Annotated in this window: 18 protein-coding genes; 8 read left to right on the forward strand and 10 right to left on the reverse strand. The window is 36.8% G+C overall.

Going from position 1 to position 18,954, the window contains the following annotated elements; translation table 11 throughout:
• Nucleotides 1–148: 148 nt before the first annotated feature.
• The 4 genes from ACGHIN_RS05645 to ACGHIN_RS05660 form a co-directional block, all read right to left on the reverse strand.
• Nucleotides 149–400: a DUF3820 family protein gene (locus ACGHIN_RS05645; RefSeq protein ID WP_390451783.1), complete on the reverse strand. Its 252-nt coding sequence runs from the start codon at nucleotides 398–400 to the stop codon at nucleotides 149–151.
• Nucleotides 401–413: 13 nt separating this feature from the next.
• Nucleotides 414–1,502: an AI-2E family transporter gene (locus ACGHIN_RS05650; protein WP_390451785.1), complete on the reverse strand. Its 1,089-nt coding sequence runs from the start codon at nucleotides 1,500–1,502 to the stop codon at nucleotides 414–416.
• Nucleotides 1,502–2,239, reverse strand: coding sequence for a DUF2189 domain-containing protein (locus tag ACGHIN_RS05655; RefSeq protein WP_390451614.1), 738 nt, complete (start codon nucleotides 2,237–2,239; stop codon nucleotides 1,502–1,504). The genes ACGHIN_RS05650 and ACGHIN_RS05655 overlap by 1 nt, the downstream gene beginning before the upstream one ends.
• A 71-nt stretch (nucleotides 2,240–2,310) precedes the next feature.
• Entirely contained in the window at nucleotides 2,311–3,033 is a 723-nt protein-coding gene (locus ACGHIN_RS05660) for a hypothetical protein (protein WP_390451616.1), read from the reverse strand.
• A gap of 47 nt (nucleotides 3,034–3,080) precedes the next feature.
• Between ACGHIN_RS05660 and ACGHIN_RS05665 the strand changes: the two genes are divergently transcribed.
• Together ACGHIN_RS05665 and ACGHIN_RS05670 are read left to right on the forward strand one after the other, a co-directional pair.
• On the forward strand, nucleotides 3,081–4,058 hold the full coding sequence (locus ACGHIN_RS05665; protein ID WP_390451618.1) for an aminodeoxychorismate synthase component I: 978 nt from the start codon (nucleotides 3,081–3,083) through the stop codon (nucleotides 4,056–4,058).
• A complete protein-coding gene (locus ACGHIN_RS05670) occupies nucleotides 4,042–4,668 on the forward strand; it encodes an aminotransferase class IV (RefSeq protein ID WP_390451621.1) in 627 nt (208 codons plus the stop codon). The genes ACGHIN_RS05665 and ACGHIN_RS05670 overlap by 17 nt, the downstream gene beginning before the upstream one ends.
• On the opposite strand, the gene menD is transcribed toward ACGHIN_RS05670, so the two are convergent.
• Nucleotides 4,665–6,341 (reverse strand): 2-succinyl-5-enolpyruvyl-6-hydroxy-3-cyclohexene-1-carboxylic-acid synthase, encoded by a 1,677-nt coding sequence (gene menD / locus ACGHIN_RS05675; RefSeq protein ID WP_390451624.1) that lies wholly within the window; start codon nucleotides 6,339–6,341, stop codon nucleotides 4,665–4,667. The genes ACGHIN_RS05670 and menD overlap by 4 nt on opposite strands.
• Nucleotides 6,342–6,427: 86 nt before the next feature.
• On the opposite strand from menD, the gene ACGHIN_RS05680 reads away from it, so the two are divergent.
• The gene (locus tag ACGHIN_RS05680; protein ID WP_390451627.1) at nucleotides 6,428–7,378 is read left to right on the forward strand and encodes an isopenicillin N synthase family dioxygenase; all 951 of its coding nucleotides are present in this window, start codon (nucleotides 6,428–6,430) and stop codon (nucleotides 7,376–7,378) included.
• Between the two features lie 74 nt (nucleotides 7,379–7,452).
• Nucleotides 7,453–7,611, forward strand: a complete 159-nt coding sequence (locus ACGHIN_RS05685) for a bacteriocin-like protein (protein WP_390451629.1) — start codon at nucleotides 7,453–7,455, stop codon at nucleotides 7,609–7,611.
• A 91-nt stretch (nucleotides 7,612–7,702) separates the two neighbouring features.
• Here ACGHIN_RS05685 and ACGHIN_RS05690 read toward each other — a convergent pair whose 3' ends face one another.
• Both ACGHIN_RS05690 and ACGHIN_RS05695 read right to left on the reverse strand, forming a co-directional pair.
• The gene (locus tag ACGHIN_RS05690; RefSeq protein ID WP_390451632.1) at nucleotides 7,703–8,749 is read right to left on the reverse strand and encodes a PA0069 family radical SAM protein; all 1,047 of its coding nucleotides are present in this window, start codon (nucleotides 8,747–8,749) and stop codon (nucleotides 7,703–7,705) included.
• A gap of 121 nt (nucleotides 8,750–8,870) precedes the next feature.
• A complete protein-coding gene (locus ACGHIN_RS05695; protein ID WP_390451635.1) occupies nucleotides 8,871–9,065 on the reverse strand; it encodes a hypothetical protein in 195 nt (64 codons plus the stop codon).
• 175 nt (nucleotides 9,066–9,240) lie between these two features.
• Between ACGHIN_RS05695 and ACGHIN_RS05700 the strand changes: the two genes are divergently transcribed.
• Entirely contained in the window at nucleotides 9,241–9,582 is a 342-nt protein-coding gene (locus ACGHIN_RS05700) for a hypothetical protein (protein ID WP_390451638.1), read from the forward strand.
• A gap of 14 nt (nucleotides 9,583–9,596) precedes the next feature.
• On the opposite strand, the gene ACGHIN_RS05705 is transcribed toward ACGHIN_RS05700, so the two are convergent.
• From ACGHIN_RS05705 to ACGHIN_RS05715, 3 genes are read right to left on the reverse strand one after another with little or no spacing between them, the layout of a single operon-like run.
• A complete protein-coding gene (locus ACGHIN_RS05705; protein WP_390451639.1) occupies nucleotides 9,597–12,251 on the reverse strand; it encodes a hypothetical protein in 2,655 nt (884 codons plus the stop codon).
• Between the two features lie 36 nt (nucleotides 12,252–12,287).
• The gene (locus ACGHIN_RS05710; protein WP_390451641.1) at nucleotides 12,288–13,085 is read right to left on the reverse strand and encodes a DUF2797 domain-containing protein; all 798 of its coding nucleotides are present in this window, start codon (nucleotides 13,083–13,085) and stop codon (nucleotides 12,288–12,290) included.
• Nucleotides 13,086–13,120: 35 nt separating this feature from the next.
• The gene (locus ACGHIN_RS05715) at nucleotides 13,121–14,179 is read right to left on the reverse strand and encodes a DUF389 domain-containing protein (RefSeq protein ID WP_390451644.1); all 1,059 of its coding nucleotides are present in this window, start codon (nucleotides 14,177–14,179) and stop codon (nucleotides 13,121–13,123) included.
• Nucleotides 14,180–14,254: 75 nt separating this feature from the next.
• Here ACGHIN_RS05715 and ACGHIN_RS05720 point away from each other — a divergent pair, with 75 nt between their 5' ends.
• From ACGHIN_RS05720 to secA, 3 genes are all read left to right on the forward strand, one after another.
• Nucleotides 14,255–15,277 (forward strand): GDP-mannose 4,6-dehydratase, encoded by a 1,023-nt coding sequence (locus ACGHIN_RS05720; protein ID WP_390451646.1) that lies wholly within the window; start codon nucleotides 14,255–14,257, stop codon nucleotides 15,275–15,277.
• A 140-nt stretch (nucleotides 15,278–15,417) separates the two neighbouring features.
• On the forward strand, nucleotides 15,418–15,639 hold the full coding sequence (locus ACGHIN_RS05725) for a DUF2795 domain-containing protein (protein WP_002662059.1): 222 nt from the start codon (nucleotides 15,418–15,420) through the stop codon (nucleotides 15,637–15,639).
• A 114-nt stretch (nucleotides 15,640–15,753) separates the two neighbouring features.
• Nucleotides 15,754–18,825 (forward strand): preprotein translocase subunit SecA, encoded by a 3,072-nt coding sequence (gene secA, locus ACGHIN_RS05730; RefSeq protein WP_390451656.1) that lies wholly within the window; start codon nucleotides 15,754–15,756, stop codon nucleotides 18,823–18,825.
• Nucleotides 18,826–18,954: the final 129 nt, after the last annotated feature.

Genomic DNA, 18,954 nt, shown 5'->3' on the forward strand with positions numbered 1-18,954 from the left:
AAAAAGCTATCCACATTCACAAATAAAAAAACCGCTTCCGAATGAAGCGGTTTAAATTTTTACTATACTAGGGTCTATAGTGTCCAGAACGTCCAGACACGGCCCGGGCCCCCCCCCCCACGCCCCCCCGCCCCCCCCCCCGAAACTATTAAAATTTATACGTTTTATTTTTAGGCTTCTCATTGCTGACCGCTCCCCGAATGGGAATCAGGAGATCCATCAAGCCATTCAGCTTTATTTCATAAATGGTGGAAAGCTGCATTCCAAGTTTTCCTTTTGGCATACCTTTACGATAAAACCATTCCAGATAGCTGATTGGCAAGTCAGCAAGAACTGTTCCTTCATACTTCCCGAAAGGCATGGTGACAACACATATTTCTTTTAAAATTTCGGGGTTTATTCCTTCTGTCATTTTATACTATTAAATCAATTTTTTGTTCAAGCTCATCATCTTCATCAGGAAGTTTAAGATCCGGGGTATCATCATCAGAGAACTCATTTCTGTAAACCTGAATGAGGAGGAGTGTCAGAGAGATAAGAATAGGTCCGAAAATTAAACCCATAAATCCAAATAAATTCATTCCCATAATAATCCCAAAAACCGTATTTAAAGGGTGAATATCCTCTAATTTTTTTAATAACGTAAATCGAAGCAGATTATCTGTTAAACCCACCACAATGACACAGTATGCAGCCAACCCAAGTCCGTGTCCTGTATCTCCTTCCGCAATCATAAAGATACATACAGGAATATAAACGATGGCAGCCCCCACTACAGGGATCATAGAAGCCGCCGCTGTTAAGGCAAAAAGCAATACCGGGCTGGGTGCTCCGAAAATAAAGTATCCGACCATCGCAACAAGCCCTTGCCCAATAGCAACTACCGGGATTCCGATAGCATTCGCCATAATCAGTTTTCTCATCTTTTCTCCTATTAAAGAAACATTGGCCCTTTTCAACGGAGCGGATGAAGTGAGAATTCTTTCAAACAGTCTCGGCTTTTCAAGCATGAAATATAAAATGAAATACATGGAGATCACTACCGTGAGGGTATTGAATGTACTGCTAAGAGCGGTTGTAGAAAATTTACCGACAGAATCTTTAAGCTTGCCCATATTCTCCTTGCTCAGGATGTCAAAGCTCGTTTTTGAATAAATATAAGAATGTATCTTTTCAAGGAATACATTGAATTTAGTCATATAAGCCTGTGCATTTCCCAGCTTTTCAATCAAAAGATCGGCAATGAAATAGATCGGAAGAATAAGTATAATCAAACTTGCGAGCATGAGTACCAGAGACGAAAGCCATGGTTTCCATTTTCTCTCTTCCTGCAGATAAAAATTATATTTCCGGCAAACCACATAGATGGTAATTGCTCCTAAAACAGAAGGAATGAAAAGAGCAAGGTTAGAGCAGATCAATCCTGCCAATATCAGAATAATAGCAAGGAGAAATACCTGCTTTATAGCAATACTGCTTATTTGTTTGTCTTTATTTATCATCATTTATGAAACATTATTTGTCTTGGCTTCCCTAAAAATGCACAATAGGCCGAGTACATTACTGCCATAATAAAAGGCATTGTTATAATAATTCCTATACAGCAGGCTAAAAAACCACAAAGACTAAGCAAGCCTCCTAAAAAAGAAGCTCCTAAAAAAGTTCCGTAGTTCTCTTTTGCCACATTAAAAGATTTACTGATTGCATCAATAGCAGAAGTGTTTTCAAAAAGAAGAATCGGATAGCCGATAAGAAAAAATGGGAACATAAAAATGAAAGGTAAACCACATAACCCGAGTGAAATTCCCAAAATAATGCACGAAATCAGGCTGTAAACAAGAATATTCACAAAATTCTGACGATATCCGATAAAAAGGTCCGAAAATTCTATGGTATTTTTGGTATTGTACTTATTGATCATATAAATCAGTCCTACAAACAAAGGCGAAAGCAGAATCAATAAAATATTTGACAAAGAATAATATAATCCCAACCCCGATGAATTCCAATACCTGAAGTTGGAATAGTCACCATCATGATTTCTCATTTCCTGAAAACTATTCCAGGAGTTGAATCCCGTAATGGCCTGGATAAAGAAATCCCCTATTAAATAAATAATCATGACAACAATAGCATAAAGAAAAACCCCTTTATACATTTCGAAAGCGTGGGAGAGAATCGACCCTGTATTTCTTTCGGGGACAGACCCTTGCTGATCAAATTCGTTAAATTCGGACATGGTGTTTAATTTTTTAATGTATACCAAATTTAATTTTTTTTGGCAAAAAAAGCATCAAACAGTATCTAAATTTAATTTTTCTCTGAAAAAATAGACTTGTAAAGAGAATAAATCATGGCATTCCAAAAAGGAAATGTGAATAATCCGCCGATAAAAAATAAAGCAAAACCAAGATATTTAAAGAAAAATGCTACCAGTATACAGACCAATATCTCTATAAAATATACCTTCAGAGCCTTAAAATTTAAAGATATGGCTTCGAATATCCTTTTATCCATAAAAAACATTAATGGAGCCACAAATATTGTGATTCCTACCCAGGCCACTGCCAGGAAAAAGGTTGGAACCGTAAACCTGAAAACAAAAAACCAAAAGACATAATAACCGATATACCTAAAAAAGTTAAGACCGTTATATCCCACCAAAAGATCACCCAGTTCCAATTTCTCACCCAGGTCTATTTTGCGGAAAATCTGGAAAAATCCTAAATTCAAAGGATAAAGGAAAGTGGTTGTAAGCATTATGGCCAATGACATTTTCTGAGTATTTTCATTCGCAGAAATCTCCATCAGCTTTTCCATATATGCCTGGCTTCCCTGCCTCATGGCTTCAATTAATTCCTGGTTTTGTTCCCAGATTCCATATCTCCCGGCAAAAACAAAGAAGACGGTAAGAAAGATTGCGAAATACATGATGGAAAACATCAGTTGGAAAATCAATGTTTTGTTCCAATAGAAAAACGCCTGCTTCAATATAAAATCTATTCCCGGTTTCTGAGGATATTTATTCTGCATTAAAAAATTTTTGTGCAAAAGTAAACATCAATATTTATTTTTGCCGAATGTTTTCAGTGAATTACACAAAATTTATAGAAATGGATGAGCTTTCTCTTCAGAAGGTTCCCTTTTTCTTTATCATTGATTTTCTGGGAGAAAAAGTAGAAACATATCAAGAAAGTGAAATTGAAAAATCAGGTTTATTAATTGATTTTCAGTCGTTTTCAAATATAAAAAACAAACAAGAGTCAAACAAAAAAATAGAATGGAAATCTTTTCCTGAAACATTGGAAAGTTTCAAATCCGGATTTGATAAAGTTCAGAAAAATATTAGGCTGGGAAATTCATACCTGGCTAATTACACCCGAAAAACCAGGATTGAGACCAATTTAACGCTCAAAGAAATTTTTTATCACTCTCAGGCCAAGTATAAAGTTTTTTATAAAGATTTTTTTGTATTTTTTTCTCCTGAAACATTTGTAAAAATTATTGACGGAAAAATTTTTACTTATCCCATGAAAGGCACTATTGATGCCTCTTTAGAAAATGCTGCGGAAATTTTAAGGAACGATAAAAAAGAAAAAGCTGAACATTATACGGTGGTGGATTTGCTCCGGAACGATCTCAGCATGGTTGCCAATGATGTAAAAGTTGATCAGTTTCAGCAGATTGACCTCATCAAAACACGGCAAAAAGATCTCTTGGCCATGAGTTCTGAAATTTCAGGCTATATAAAACCGGAGTTTAACAATAAAATTGGAAGCCTGATGATGAACTTGCTTCCTGCCGGTTCTATTTTGGGAGCTCCGAAGCCGAAAACTTTGGAAATCATACTCGATGCTGAAGGATATGACAGAGGATACTACACGGGCGTATGCGGCTGGTTCGATGGCAAAAACCTGGACAGCTGTGTAATGATACGCTTTATTGAAAAAGAAAATGATACGTTGTACTTCAAAAGCGGGGGCGGAATTACCCATATGAGCAAACTGGAGGACGAATATCAGGAAATGAAAAACAAAATTTATGTACCAATTCATTGAAAGCATTAAAGTAGAAGATCAGGAAATTTTCCTGTTGGATTTTCACCAAAAACGAGTTGACCAGACTTTCGCCCATTTCGGGAAAGAAACAACCATTGATCTGGCTAAAGTTTTCAAAAGCCTGGATCATGATGAAGACGGACTTTTCAAACTAAGAATCGTTTATGATCTGGATAAAAGAATCAGAACCCAAATGATTCCTTATGCGATCCCGGAAATACAGGATTTCCAGCTGATTGAAAACAACAGCTTTGATTATTCCTTTAAATTTGAAGATCGTAAGGAGCTGGAAAAAATGAAAACGAAATCCAAAGCCGAAGAAATCATCATTGTCAAAAACAATCATATTACCGATACCTCTTTTTCCAATCTTTTATTTCTGAAAGGCAAAGAGTGGTTCACCCCGAAAACCTATCTTTTAAATGGTGTTCAGAGACAGAATCTTTTAAAGCACAAAAAAATCAAAGAAGCGGAAATCACTTTACAAAATATCAAGGAATTCTCACACTTCCAGATCATTAATGCTTTAAATGATTTCGACGACATGTTCATTTATCCTATCGACAGAATCATTAATTTGCCCGGCAACGAAGAGTATCTGGATCTCTAGTTTTCCTTCATGAAATTGAAGTAAGCCTTCAGGACATCCGCACTGTTCTTACCGTAGGTATTCACTTCCAGGATCTTAGGCTGCACATCCGGTTTGAAGAAATTATCCAAAACTCTGTCTAAAGTAGGCTCATCTTCTACTTTGATATAGGAAAAGCCAAAGTGTTTTGCCAGATGCTCAGCATTTTTATGATGTTTTGTCGCAATAAACTCATCCAGTGTATTCGGATTCGCATTTCCAGGTCCCGGAATGATTTTGAAAATATTCCCTTCTCCGTTATTAAAAATGATGACTCTTACAAATGGAGGAATGTACTGATTCCATAATCCGTTGATGTCATAAAAGAAACTTAAGTCTCCTGTAATCAGCAATGTTGGATTGGCATTTTTAATGGCAAAACCCATCGCTGTGGAAGTAGAGCCGTCGATTCCGCTGGTTCCCCGGTTGCAATAGATTCTTCGCTTTCCGAAATCAAACAATTGGGCATATCTGATGGCCGAGCTGTTGCTGAAATGGATATTATAATTTTCCGGTATTGTCTGCGAAGCTTTGTTAAAGAAATAAAAATCCGAGAACTCAACCATATTCAGGAATTGCAGATGCTTTGCATCTTTTTTATCCCTCAGAACATCCCAAAGATTGAAATAAGGTCTGGGTTCAAGGTTGATGAATTTCAACAGTTTTGAAAAGAAAACTTCCGGCTTTACTTCAATTTTCTCCGTTAAAGAAAAATACGTATCCGGCTGCCAAACCTCATCCAGATGCCAATGCTGTTTTGGACGGGCGCTTCTTAAAAATTGCTTCACCTTTTTGGAAACCACATTCTGCCCGATAGTGATTAATAAATCCGGAGCATATGTTTTGTAATCTTCTTCCGTAAAGTTGAAAATATACCGGTCTATATTCTTGAAAAATTTCTCATGATACAGATTGGAATTCGCTTCACTCAAAACAACCACCGAGTGATTTTTAACAAGCTGGGTAAGCTGGTTTTCCAGTTCCGGACTGTAATCTTTAGTTCCTACCAAAAGCATGATTCTGTGTGAGGTATTCCACTCAGCAACCAGGTTAGATGGGATTTCGTATTCTTTCTGCTTAATTGTTTTTTCAACCGTTGGAAAAGTGGGCAGTTCCGAAACTAATTCATATAAAGGCTCTTCTAAGGGAATATTGATATGAACAGGACCTTGCTTCTCAAAACAAAGCTCAATCGCCTTTTTGATCGTATCAAAATTAATATCTTCCGCATTCTCCCTGCTGTCTTCTAAGAGCTGGAAATCACCGTAAGAATGCTGATGGAAAAGATGATTCTGACGGATGGTTTGTCCGTCAAAAATATCCACATAATCCGTTGGCCTGTCGGCTGTTAATATTAAAAGGGGAACATTCTGATAAAAAGCTTCTGTAACGGCAGGATAATAGTTTGCCGCTGCTGAACCACTCGTACAGGTAATTGCCACAGGCTTCTTTTCACTTTTGGCCATCCCTATTCCCACAAAAGCAGCACTTCTCTCATCCACAATACTATAGCAGTTGAAACTGTCTATTTCTGAAAAATGAATCGCCAAAGGTGCATTTCTGGATCCCGGTGAAATGACAACGTCTGAAATGCCGTACTGTTGAAGGAGATGCGCAAGTATCTGAATACTTCTCTTAGAAGAATATTTTTTCATGCAGCAAATTTAGTTTATAAATACTTAATTGTAAAATCATTTAATCCAAAAAATCTGTATTTTAGCAGTACATTAAATTTCTAAAAATGGACAAAATACCTAGTGTAGACCTGCGTGATTTCCTTTCGGGTGACCCGGAACGCAAACAGAAATTTGTAAATGAAATCGGAAAAGCTTATGAAGAAATTGGTTTTGTTGCTTTAAAAGGCCATTTTCTTGATGACAAACTAGTAGATGAATTGTATGGAGAGGTAAAGAACTTTTTTGAACTTCCAGTGGAAACGAAGCAAAAGTATGAGATTCCGGGAATTGGAGGGCAAAGAGGTTATGTGGGGTTCGGTAAAGAAACGGCAAAAGGTTTCAAAAAGGGAGACTTAAAAGAATTTTGGCACTTCGGGCAGTATCTGTCTGATGATTCAAAATATAAATCGGAGTATCCGGACAATGTGATCGTTGACGAACTTCCAAAATTCAACGAAGTAGGAAAAGAAGCATACAAAATGTTGGAAAAAACAGGGCAGTATGTTTTGAGGGCCTTAGCTTTACATCTTGGTTTAGATGAATTCTACTTTGATGATAAAATTGCAGAAGGAAACTCCATTTTGAGACCTATTCACTATCCGCCCATCACAGAAGAGCCGGATGATGCTGTAAGAGCTGCCGCCCATGGTGACATTAATCTTATTACGCTTTTGATGGGAGCTCAGGGAAAAGGACTTCAGGTACAGAACCATAAGGGAGAATGGATTGATGCTATTGCGGAGCCGGACGAATTAATGATCAATGTAGGCGATATGTTATCAAGACATACCAATAACAAACTAAAATCTACCATTCACAGAGTCGTAAATCCGCCAAGGGAATTATGGGGGACTTCAAGATACTCCATCCCTTTCTTTATGCATCCGGTAAGTGAAATGTCTCTGAATGCTCTTGAGAATTGTATAGACGAAAATAATCCTAAATTATATCCTGATACGACTGCCGGAGAATTTCTGCATGAGAGATTAGTGGAATTGGGATTGATAAAAAAATAGTTACAAGAAAGTATTATTAATTTCATTTTTTAATCATATCTTTACTTTTGTATCAAATTTTAAATTAAAACAATATGAAAAATTTAAAAAAACTAAGTAAAGGCCAGTTAAAAAGCATTTCCGGAGCAGGACTTACGTTGCCTCCAGAAGATTTCTGTATGTATTACTGCAATGGTGTTGTAATTTGTGCAACCTGCAGCGATGATTTTACATGTCCGGATGATACAATGTAATTAATTTATTAGTCTGAACATTATAAAAAGCCGCTCTCTTTTTGAGAGTGGTTTTTATTTGTCTCCATGTAAATTCATGTAGAAAATACAATCAATCGAAGAGTCTTAACTGTTGATCTTTAGCCCCGGTAAAACCGGCCGTAGAAAGCTTTGGAAATTCTTTCCCTTCAAAAAATTTCTTTCTGCCTATTTTAAATGTATTATGAATCATTTCAGCAATATTTCCTTCCCCTTTCTGGCGGTCAAAATATCTTTTCTCGCCAAGCTTCCCTCCTCTCATGGAGCGGATCAGATTTAATACCTTCTGCGCACGATCAGGAAAAAATGTTTCAATCCATTGAACAAAAACAGGCTCCACCGTATCATTCAATCTTACCAAAGTATATCCGAAGCTTTGTGCTCCCGCCTCTGAAATCGCTTTCAGAATAGACAGTGGCTCATCACTGTTCAACCCCGGAATAATGGGAGCAACCATCACATTTACCGGTATTTTATTCTCTGAAAGAATTTCAACCGCTTTTAATTTATTTCTAGCAGAACTTGTTCTTGGTTCCATTTTCCTTCTCAGCTCTTCATTGATCGTAGGAATACTTAAGGAAACGGAAACGAGGTTTTGCTCAGCCATGGGCTGTAAAATATCAAGGTCTCTCAAAACCAGGGCATTTTTTGTCAAAACATTAACAGGATGCCTGTAATCCAGACATACCTGCAGTATTTTCCTGGTGATTTCAAATTGCCTTTCAGCAGGTTGATAACAATCTGTGTTTCCGGACAGCAAAATAGGGGCTGGTTTATATCCTCTTTTCTGAAAGAATTTTTCCAAAAGTTCGGGTGCATTTTTCTTTACCATGATCTTTCTTTCAAAATCGATTCCTGCGCTGTATCCCCAGTATTCATGAGTGGGTCTTGCAAAACAATAAGAACATCCGTGTTCACATCCCTGGTAAGGATTCATAGAATATTCCATCGGAAGATCTTCACTTTTCACCTGATTGACAATTGTTTTCGGGAACACCTCCGTGAAAGATGTCCTGATCGTTTCGAAATCTTCATCTTCAGGCTCATAGGTATATCTGTCGAAACGGTTGACGACGTTTCGCTGTGCCCCTTGTCCTTTTATGAAGCTTTCGTTCTGCATTCTGATGTAAAATTAGAGTGGAATATTTTGAAAATAATGAGTTTTAACACTAAAGTTTTCCACAAAAAAATCCAACACTTTCAAAAGCGTTGGATAAACATAAATTAAATATATTTTTTTACTACTTCAGGGCATAAAATTCAACTCCATGATAGTCATCTTCATGATTTTTTCCATCAAAATGTCTATGATAATCTGAATAGCTTTCATTGTATTTTTTATCTTTTCTATGTAGCATTTTTTTAATTCCAAAAAAACTTAATACCGCCAAAAGACCAACTCCTCCTGCCAGTAATACTCCAACTTCTTTTTTCATATTTTGTCCGATTTATTATTAAGGCTATTGCAAAAAGTATACCCATTCCTATTTCATTAATTATAAATTTTGTTAACATTACACCCTATTTTTAAGAAAAATATAATTCCTTTCTTTCCTATAATTCCATCTATAATGGTTTAATTATTGTAGTATTCAATTAAAAAATAATCCAATGAATAGTTCTGAAAAAATGACCACTCTTAGTCAAGTAATGGAAAAGTTATCGCAAAGAGGTATAACAAGAGAATTTAGAATGAATGAATCCGGCGAGATGAAGCTTGAAAACTCCGGAAAAAACTATCTGTCTTCTGATTTAAGTATTCTCAAAACGTACCGGTTTGAAGGAGACAGCAATCCGGATGATAATGTGGTGCTTTATATCGTAAGAGATGTTGACGGCAATATGGGGATGATTATTGATTCTTACGGGGCAGACAGCAATTATCCCGGACATGAGTTTGATGCCTTTTTACGGGACATTCCCATTCATGAAAGCGATGAATTCAACTTTTAAAATATAACCCGGGACTATTCTGTTTCGGGTTTTTCTTTTTTATTGAATATCTTTTTAAACAATCCTTTTTTCTTTTTCTCTTCTTTAGGTGGGGCAGATTCTTCTTTATGTTTCACTTCCTCTTTCAGCTCTTTTACGGATTGTTTCATATCCTTTACCGCAGAAACCGTATTTTTGACGGATTCTTCAGTTTTATCAACGTTTTTTCCTATAAGTGTTTTTTTGAGCCCGTTTTCAATTCCCTTCCAGAATAAATTAAAGAAGGATTTGGTAGGGTCCCGCGGAATATCTTCCACCTTTACATCCTCAGGAAGCCTTCCCGAATTCGAACGGACCACGAGATTCGCAATAGCCGTAAGCACGCCTTTCTTTTCCCGGTTGTTTTTATCCAGAATAGCAACTTTCAGATCTTTATGTTTAAGATTAAATGTACCGTTCAATCCGGCAGGATTTCCCCTGAAATTGAATAGCATTTCCTGAATGGTTCCCGTTGCCGTTACGTGAAGATAAGGACGTATAAAAGGATTAATTCCCTGAGCAGGAAGATTGACTGTCCTTCCTGAAATATGGAAGACATCTCTCTGATCTGCCACATCAAAGTTCCAGTTGACAGACAATGGGGCAAGATTCATAAAGGAACAGTGAATCCTGATATCTACACGGGTAGGCTTCCCCTTCGTTTTGGCAGAATTCAGGTTTTTTACGTTCATATTGAAGTTGCTGAATGTCAGTTTTCCCGGGCCCGCACTTTCGGGAGTATCTTCCTCGTAAACCAGCTTGGAATTTTTCAGGTCAAGAGTATTGATGATTACCGGAAACTTTATCGAACGGAGCATCCTGGAATATAAAGGCTTCTCTTTCGGATCATCTTTGGGGATTTTGCTTCGAAATATAACCGCATCAGCTCCCTGAATAGTTACGTTGGATGCATTGATGAACTTATTCTGAGAAAACAGATCCCAGGTTCCGTCTGCTGTTACCTGATTTGCTTTTAGGTCATACAAATCTCTTTCTACAGGTATCATTTTGATAAACTGCGCTCTCGAAACGAGAGGCTTCATGGTAAAATTGTTGATCTGAATTTTATTTTTATTCAGCTTTAAGAGCCCTACACTCATACGATAGAACTTTGTGTTATAAGCAAAATTCCTTGTGGTAAGAAAATAATCTTTTATTTTCAGATCAATTCCTTCTTTTTTATTCGCTTTCTCGTGCAGTTCAATATTATTTATTGTGGCATTTAAATCATTAAACGCCAAAGGCTGTGCGCCTTTATCATAAATCACATTTGAATTTTTCAGGGTCACCTTTCTTATGATGACAGGGAACTGAATACCGCTTAGATTTGCTTTTTTACCAGATTTTCCATCTCCTCCTTTAACCGTTCCGTTAACATTGCTCACCAGAACATCTTTAACATCCAGATTCAGCTTTTTATCAATAAATTCCCATTGATTAATATTAAAAGCAATATGTGCTGCTGTAAGATTCATAGATGTTTTTCCGAGAGCCGGCCCGTTCGGAACAATGGAGATATTTCTCAGCTCACCGCTTTTCGGATTTAAAGCAACGCTTTCCGCATTGATATTCTGATGATTGGAAAAATGAATGTCTTTTCCTGAAAACCGGAAATCTTTGTAGCCAACGGGAATCATATTTTCCATGGTTTCTTTATTCAGCTTTAACTGATTGACATTAACATTCAGGTTCCGGGCAAAAAACAGTTTATTCCCATCCGGTTTCATAATCTGAACCGTGGCATTATTTAACAGGATGTCGTCAAGATTCACTTCATAAGCCAATGGTTTATTAGATTTCTTAACCTCTGCATTTGTTGTATAAACGGAAAGCACCGGATTCTGAAAATCTGCATTTGCCAAAGAAATTCTGTTTTTCTTCAATACCACATCTTTAAAGTCCATTTTCCGGATGTCAAACTGAAACAGCTTGGATTTTTGAGGATAAAATCTTTTGAATTGTGCAAGGGTTAATAAAGGTATCAGCCGGAAGTTTTCCACAGACATTTGCCCGTTTGTTGTTGTAATTTTATCAATTTTCAAGGCATATACATTATCCGGGCGAAAAAAGAAGTTTTTACCTTTAATATCATATTTATCGAAAACAACAGGCAGTTTATTTTCTACCGATTCTTCCGTCATCTGGAGGTTTTCAACGTACAGATCCAATTGTTGTACGGATAGAAATTTTTGTTTGGTATGCCTGAAAATCTGGATGCTTCCATTATTAATCCTGATGTTTTCAAACAGAACAGGGTTTCTTTTTTTACCGGTTTTATTATCTATTGGCTTAGCGAGGATAACATTCAAATTCGGACTCGCCAACAATAAATCAGAAGAATTGATCTGCTTATTGAAAACAGCGTCATACATCCCAAAACGGCTGATCTTTAAGGTATCAATAGTCCCCTGAAGACCAATTACATTGATATTCTGTGGGTTTTTGCTGTTTACCGTGATCCCTGTAGAAATAATATTTCCTGTTCCGAGATCTACATCAAGCGTTTTATAGGAAACCTTATAATCTGTATTATTTTTGATATAATTGGGTAACTGTGTTTTCAGCCAAATATTTAATCCGAAATTCGCTAATAAAAAAATTATTAACAAAATTCCTAATCCTATTAATGACTTTTTAACCCACTTCTTCATAATTTGTGATTTATCAATTACATACTAAATATATAATTAATTTTTTACATCCAGACTAATCACATATCCTTCATGTCCTCTCACATTGATAAAATCACCGCCTTCAAATCCTAAATATTGTCCTTTTATTCCTGTTAATCTCCCCATAAACTCTGGTTTTTTGTCCAGTGTGAAAGAATTTACTTTGGCAGGTTTTTCAAAAGGATAATCAAATTTCCACAGGTTTTCTCCTTCACTGTAGAACTTCTGGAAGTCCTCAGGAAAATATTGCTTGATTTTTTGCTGAAAATCCGCCAGATCTATCTCATCCTCAAGATCATCCTGAAGCATTTTTTTCCAGCTTGTTTTATCCGGGACATGCTGTTTTAGTGCAACTTCTATCATTCCAGCTTCGTATCGGTTCTCCGTTCTTGCAATAGGCAGAGCAAAAGTAGCTCCCTGATCAATCCATCTTGTCGGGATTTGTGTATTTCGGGTTACTCCTACTTTCACTTCTCCGGTATAGGCTAAATAAACAGTATGCGGTTGCAGCTGAATTTCTTTTTCAACCTCCAGGTCACGTTCTGCTACACCCAAATGGGCGGTTGAAAGCTCCGGGCGGATAATGGTATCACTTGCATAAGGACTTTCAAAAAAACAACTTTTGCAGAACCCCATCCTGTAAATGGGTTTGCTTTCTCCGCAATTCACACATTGGAATCCTGTATGTTTTATGGTCAGTACTTTTCCGAATAGCTCATTCATATGAATCAGATCGCCTGAAAGATTAAGATAATATTGGATCGGCTGATCATTATAGCTCGTCATTTTTAAAATTTGCCCTTCGAATTGCATAGATATTATGTTTAAGTAAATATAAAAATTTAAATTTATTTGGTTGTTCTCTCGGATTTCATCTGTTCTATTTCTGCTTTCAAAGCATTTATTTGCCCCTGCAATTTTTGAAATTCAGGATTATTGATGCTTCTTGAACGAGGAGAATAATGCCAGATCAGATGAATGTCCTTTACCAGATTATTATGGTCTTCCAGTCTTTTTTTATTTACAGTAGCACTGTCATTCAAAAGCGTAATTTTTAAAAAATTCTGATTCTTTTCTTTGTAAGATTCATAATTTATGATGGCTAACTCCGGATGACTTTCTTTAATGACCTGAATATAGGTTTCTGATCTTTCTTTTAATTTTTCTTTTTCCCATTTCTTTTTGGTAAGCCATATACTTGGAAGCAATATGATTACCGAAACCAGGCTGATAAGAACGGATGTTTTCCGGTTACGCGCATTATTTTTCTCCCTGTAATAAGCTTGATATCCCAGTATAAGACTTAATATCCATGTTCCTACTCCGATGAAAAAACAATTGATCAGATAAAAATAAAACCCTCCCCAGAAGTATTCCCAATTGCCATTGGCAATTCCAAACCCCGCAGTACAAAGAGGCGGAATACATGCGGTGGAAACGGCCACTCCTGCAATTACCTTTATCGCTTCCTTTCTCACAATCCCCAAAAACCAGGCAAACCCACCTAATAAAGCCAGAAAACAATCAAAAATCGTGGCTGTTTTAAAGCTTTCTAATTGTGCTGTTGCTGAATGAAAAGGTGTCATGAGGAAATATAATGCTGAAGAGCAAAGGGCAACTAAGATCATCAGAAGCCAATTGAAAATACCTAATTTTATTAAATGCCTGTTTCCTATGGAAAATCCAAAAGATGCTCCTACTACAGGCCCCATTAATGGAGAAATAAGCATGGCCCCGATTACAGCCGCCGGACTATTGATATTTAGTCCTATACAGGCAATTCCCATAGAAATCACCAATAGCCATAAATTATGCCCTCGAAAATAAATTCCTTCTTCAATCTCCCGAAATGTAAATTCCTCATCTTCTTCTTTAGGAAGCGCAAAAAATTTTTGAAAATTGATCATTCTTCTATTTTCCCACAAAAGTATAAAAACAGTTTTCAAGTATTATTAATAAATTTGTCCAATTAAAATCAACAAATGAATTATCTTGTAACCGGCGGAAGCGGATTTATTGGTTCCCATTTAACAGAACATTTATTAAAAAATGGACATTCTGTCATCAACATTGACAACTTTGATGACTTTTATAATTACGAGATAAAAATTAAAAATACTTTAGAATCTGTCGGAAGGCCTTCAGATTTTGAATTTACAGATAAGGAAACAGATATTGAAAAACTTACTTTTCTTTCAAAATCCAACAATTATACTCTTTATTACCAGGATATCCGTGATAAAAACGGGCTTGAAAAAATCTTCCAAGCTCATCAAGTCGATATGGTGATCCATCTGGCGGCTCTTGCAGGCGTTCGCCCTTCTATTGAAAGGCCTTTGGAATATGAAGAGGTGAATATCCGCGGAACCATGAATCTTTGGGAATTATGTAGGGAATACGGCATTAAAAAAATTATTTGCGCCTCATCATCAAGCGTTTATGGAAATAACGAAAAGATTCCTTTTGCTGAAACCGATAATGTTGACCACCCGATTTCCCCTTATGCAGCAACCAAAAAATGTGGGGAAATTCTGGGACATGTTTACCATCAGTTATATCATATCGATATGATCCAGCTAAGGTTTTTCACCGTTTATGGGCCTCGGCAGAGACCGGATTTAGCGATCCATAAATTTACAAAACTGATTGCGGAAGATCAGGAAATTCCTTTTTACGGAGATGGAACTACCGCAAGAGATTATACTTATATAGATGACATTATTGACGGAATTATCAAATCCATAAGTTATTTAGAAAACAATTTAAACATATATGAAATCATTAATCTTGGCGAAAGTGAAGTAATCAATTTGTCCGAAATGCTTTCCACTATTGAGAATACACTTGACAAAACGGCTAATAAAAAAGTATTACCCATGCAGCCCGGAGACGTGCAGAAAACCAATGCCGATATCGCCAAAGCGAAGACTTTAATTGGCTACCAACCAGACACCCACTTCCAAAATGGCATAAAAAAATTTGTGGAATGGTTTTTGAGAAAATGACATCGTGAATGTGCTGACACAGTTGATAAAGCTGACCGTAGCACATTATCAACAAAAATTAATAAAAAGAATTGAAAATCAAGCATAAAAAAGTTTATTTTATAACCTATTTTTATACTTTTGCAAAAAATTAGAAAATTATGTACTGGACATTAGAATTAGCTTCATATTTAAGTGACGCACCTTGGCCAATGACAAAAGCAGAACTTATTGATTATGCAATCAGAACTGGTGCACCTATGGAAGTTGTAGAAAACCTTCAGGCAATTGAAGACGAAGGAGAAATTTATGAATCCATTGAAGAAGTCTGGAGTGACTATCCAACGGATGAAGATTTCCTTTGGAACGAGGACGAATACTAAAAACTGCTAAAAGCTTTAGGCATATGCTTAGAGCTTTTTAGATATATCATCACACATTAAGTGTAATAATTAAAAACGCTCAGAACTGAAGTTTTGGGCTTAAATCAAAATTTTATGAGTTTTTTAAACAAAGTTCTTAAAGGGTTTTTGGGAGACAAGAAAGCGCAGGACCTGAAAGAAGTAAAAAAAGTTGTAACAAAAATCAAAGCTGTTGAACCCGCTATTCAGCAATTGTCTGATGATGGTTTGAGAGAAAAAACCGCTGAATTTAAAGAAAACATAAAATCAGCCACCAGCAAAATAACAGCGCAGATAGAGCAGATTAAAGAGCAGATCAAAAACTCAACCAACGTTGATGAAAAAGAAGCTCTTTTCTCAAAGATTGAATCTCTGAAAAAAGAATCATACGAAATTGAAGAAAAAATTCTTAGCCAGACCCTGCCTGAAGCTTTTGCCCTGGTAAAAGAAACGGCAAGAAGATGGGCTGAAAACGGAGAAATCCGTGTAAAAGCAACCGACTGGGACAGAGAACTTGCCGCAACTAAAGATTTCGTTGAAATTCAGGGAGACACAGCTGTTTGGAAAAACTCATGGGATGCAGCAGGAACTCCTGTTGTTTGGGATATGGTTCATTACGATGTTCAGTTTATCGGTGGGGTAATCCTTCACAGCGGTAAAATTGCCGAGATGGCAACCGGAGAAGGTAAAACATTGGTAGGAACATTACCTATTTTCTTAAATGCCCTTCCCGGAAGAGGTGTTCACGTAGTAACCGTGAATGACTACCTTGCAAAAAGGGACTCCGCCTGGATGGGACCACTGTACCAATTCCACGGAATGTCCATCGACTGTATCGACAATCACCAACCGAACTCAGACGGAAGAAGAAAAGCATATAACTCAGATATTACGTATGGAACGAATAACGAATTCGGTTTCGATTACCTGAGAGATAACATGGTAACTTCGCCTTCAGAACTTGTACAAAGAGAATTGAACTTCGCTATTGTAGACGAGGTTGACTCTGTATTGGTGGATGATGCAAGAACACCATTGATTATTTCCGGGCCTGTTCCTCAGGGAGACAGACAGGAATTTGATGTTCTTAAGCCTTCGATCGACAGAATTGTTGAAATCCAGAAAAGAACAGTTTCTACGATCTTTAATGAAGCTAAGAAATTAATTGCAGCGGGAAATACCAAAGAAGGTGGTTTCAAATTGCTTCAGGCTTACAGAGGTCTTCCAAAAAACAGACAATTGATCAAATTCTTGTCTGAAAGCGGAAACAGAGCATTGCTTCAAAAAACGGAAGCCCAATATATGCAGGATAACAACCGTGATATGCCGATTGTAGATAAGGATCTATATTTCGTGATTGAGGAAAAAAACAATCAGGTTGATCTTACAGATAAAGGGATCGATTATATGTCTCAAGGGAATGAAGACCCTAATTTCTTCGTTCTTCAGGACATCGGTACTGAAATCGCTGAACTGGAAGCTAAAAACTTGTCTAAAGAAGAGGAGTTTGAAGCAAAAGAAAGACTTTTCGCGGAATTTGCTGAAAAATCCGAGCGTGTTCATACCATGAGCCAATTATTAAAGGCTTATACTCTATTCGAAAAAGATGATGAGTATGTTGTTATCGACGGTGAAGTAAAAATCGTAGATGAGCAGACAGGGCGTATCATGGAAGGACGTCGTTACTCTGACGGTCTTCACCAAGCCATTGAAGCGAAAGAAAATGTGAAAATTGAGGCAGCCACTCAGACTTTTGCAACGATTACGCTTCAGAATTATTTCCGTATGTACAATAAACTTGCGGGAATGACCGGTACTGCAGAAACTGAAGCAGGAGAACTTTGGGAGATCTACAAATTAGATGTTGTAGTAATTCCAACTAACCGTCCTATTTTAAGACATGACAAACAAGATTTAGTTTACAAAACTAACCGAGAGAAATATAATGCCGTAATTGAAGAGGTTGAAAAACTAACGTCTGCAGGAAGACCTGTTCTTGTAGGTACTACTTCTGTAGAAATTTCTCAATTACTTTCAAAGGCACTTCAATTAAGAAAAATCCCACACCAGGTATTGAACGCGAAACTTCACAAAAAGGAAGCGGAAATCGTTGCAGGAGCAGGACAACCCGGAGTTGTAACGATTGCAACCAACATGGCAGGTCGTGGTACGGATATTAAGCTATCCAAAGAGGTAAAAGAAGCAGGTGGTTTAGCGATCATCGGTACGGAAAGACACGATTCAAGACGTGTTGACAGACAGCTTAGAGGTAGAGCGGGGCGTCAGGGAGACCCGGGGAGTTCTCAGTTCTATGTTTCTTTGGAAGATAACCTGATGCGTTTGTTCGGTTCTGAAAGAATTGCGAAAATGATGGACAGAATGGGTCATAAAGAAGGGGAAGTTATTCAGCACTCTATGATCACCAAGTCTATTGAAAGAGCACAGAAAAAAGTAGAAGAAAACAACTTCGGGATCAGAAAGAGACTTCTTGAGTATGATGACGTAATGAACAAGCAACGTGACGTTATCTATAAGAGAAGAAAGAATGCGTTATTCGGGGACCACCTGAAATATGACATTACGAATATGATCTTCGATGTTGCCAACTCTATTGTAGCAAAAGGGAAAGCTTCAGGAAACTTTAAAGATTTCGAATTCGATATCATCAAGAATTTCACCATGGAGTCTCCGGTTTCTGAAAGTGATTTCAAAAATAAAAATATTCAGGATTTAACGAATATTCTTTTCAAAGCAGCTCAGGAAGATTATCAGATGAAACTGAACCTTTTAAAAGAAAAATCATTCCCTATTATTGAGAATGTTTACCAAAACCAGGGTTCCATGTTTAAAATGATTCAGGTTCCTTTCACAGACGGCCACAAAACGATGACGATTGTTACAGATCTGAAGGAAGCTTATGAAACAAAATGCGAAAGCTTAATCAATGATTTTGAAAAGAATATCACTTTAGCAATTATTGATGAAAACTGGAAGCTTCACCTACGTGAAATGGATGATCTGAGAAGATCTTCACAAGGTGCGGTTTATGAGCAGAAAGATCCGCTTGTTATCTATAAACAGGAGTCTTTCCACTTATTCAGTGAGATGATCGACAAATTAAATAAAGAAATTATTTCGTTCTTATATAAAGGAGAAATCCCTGCTTAAGAAATAATAATTATGAAATATGGCCCGCCTCAACTTTGTTGAGGCGGGCTTTTTATTATTCATCGTATAATAATTATATGATAAATATCAATCGAATCGTTTATTTAGAATAATTAAAAACAATATATT

Origin of the sequence: Chryseobacterium barbadense (genome assembly GCF_042849955.1) — a bacterium.
Classification (GTDB): domain Bacteria; phylum Bacteroidota; class Bacteroidia; order Flavobacteriales; family Weeksellaceae; genus Chryseobacterium.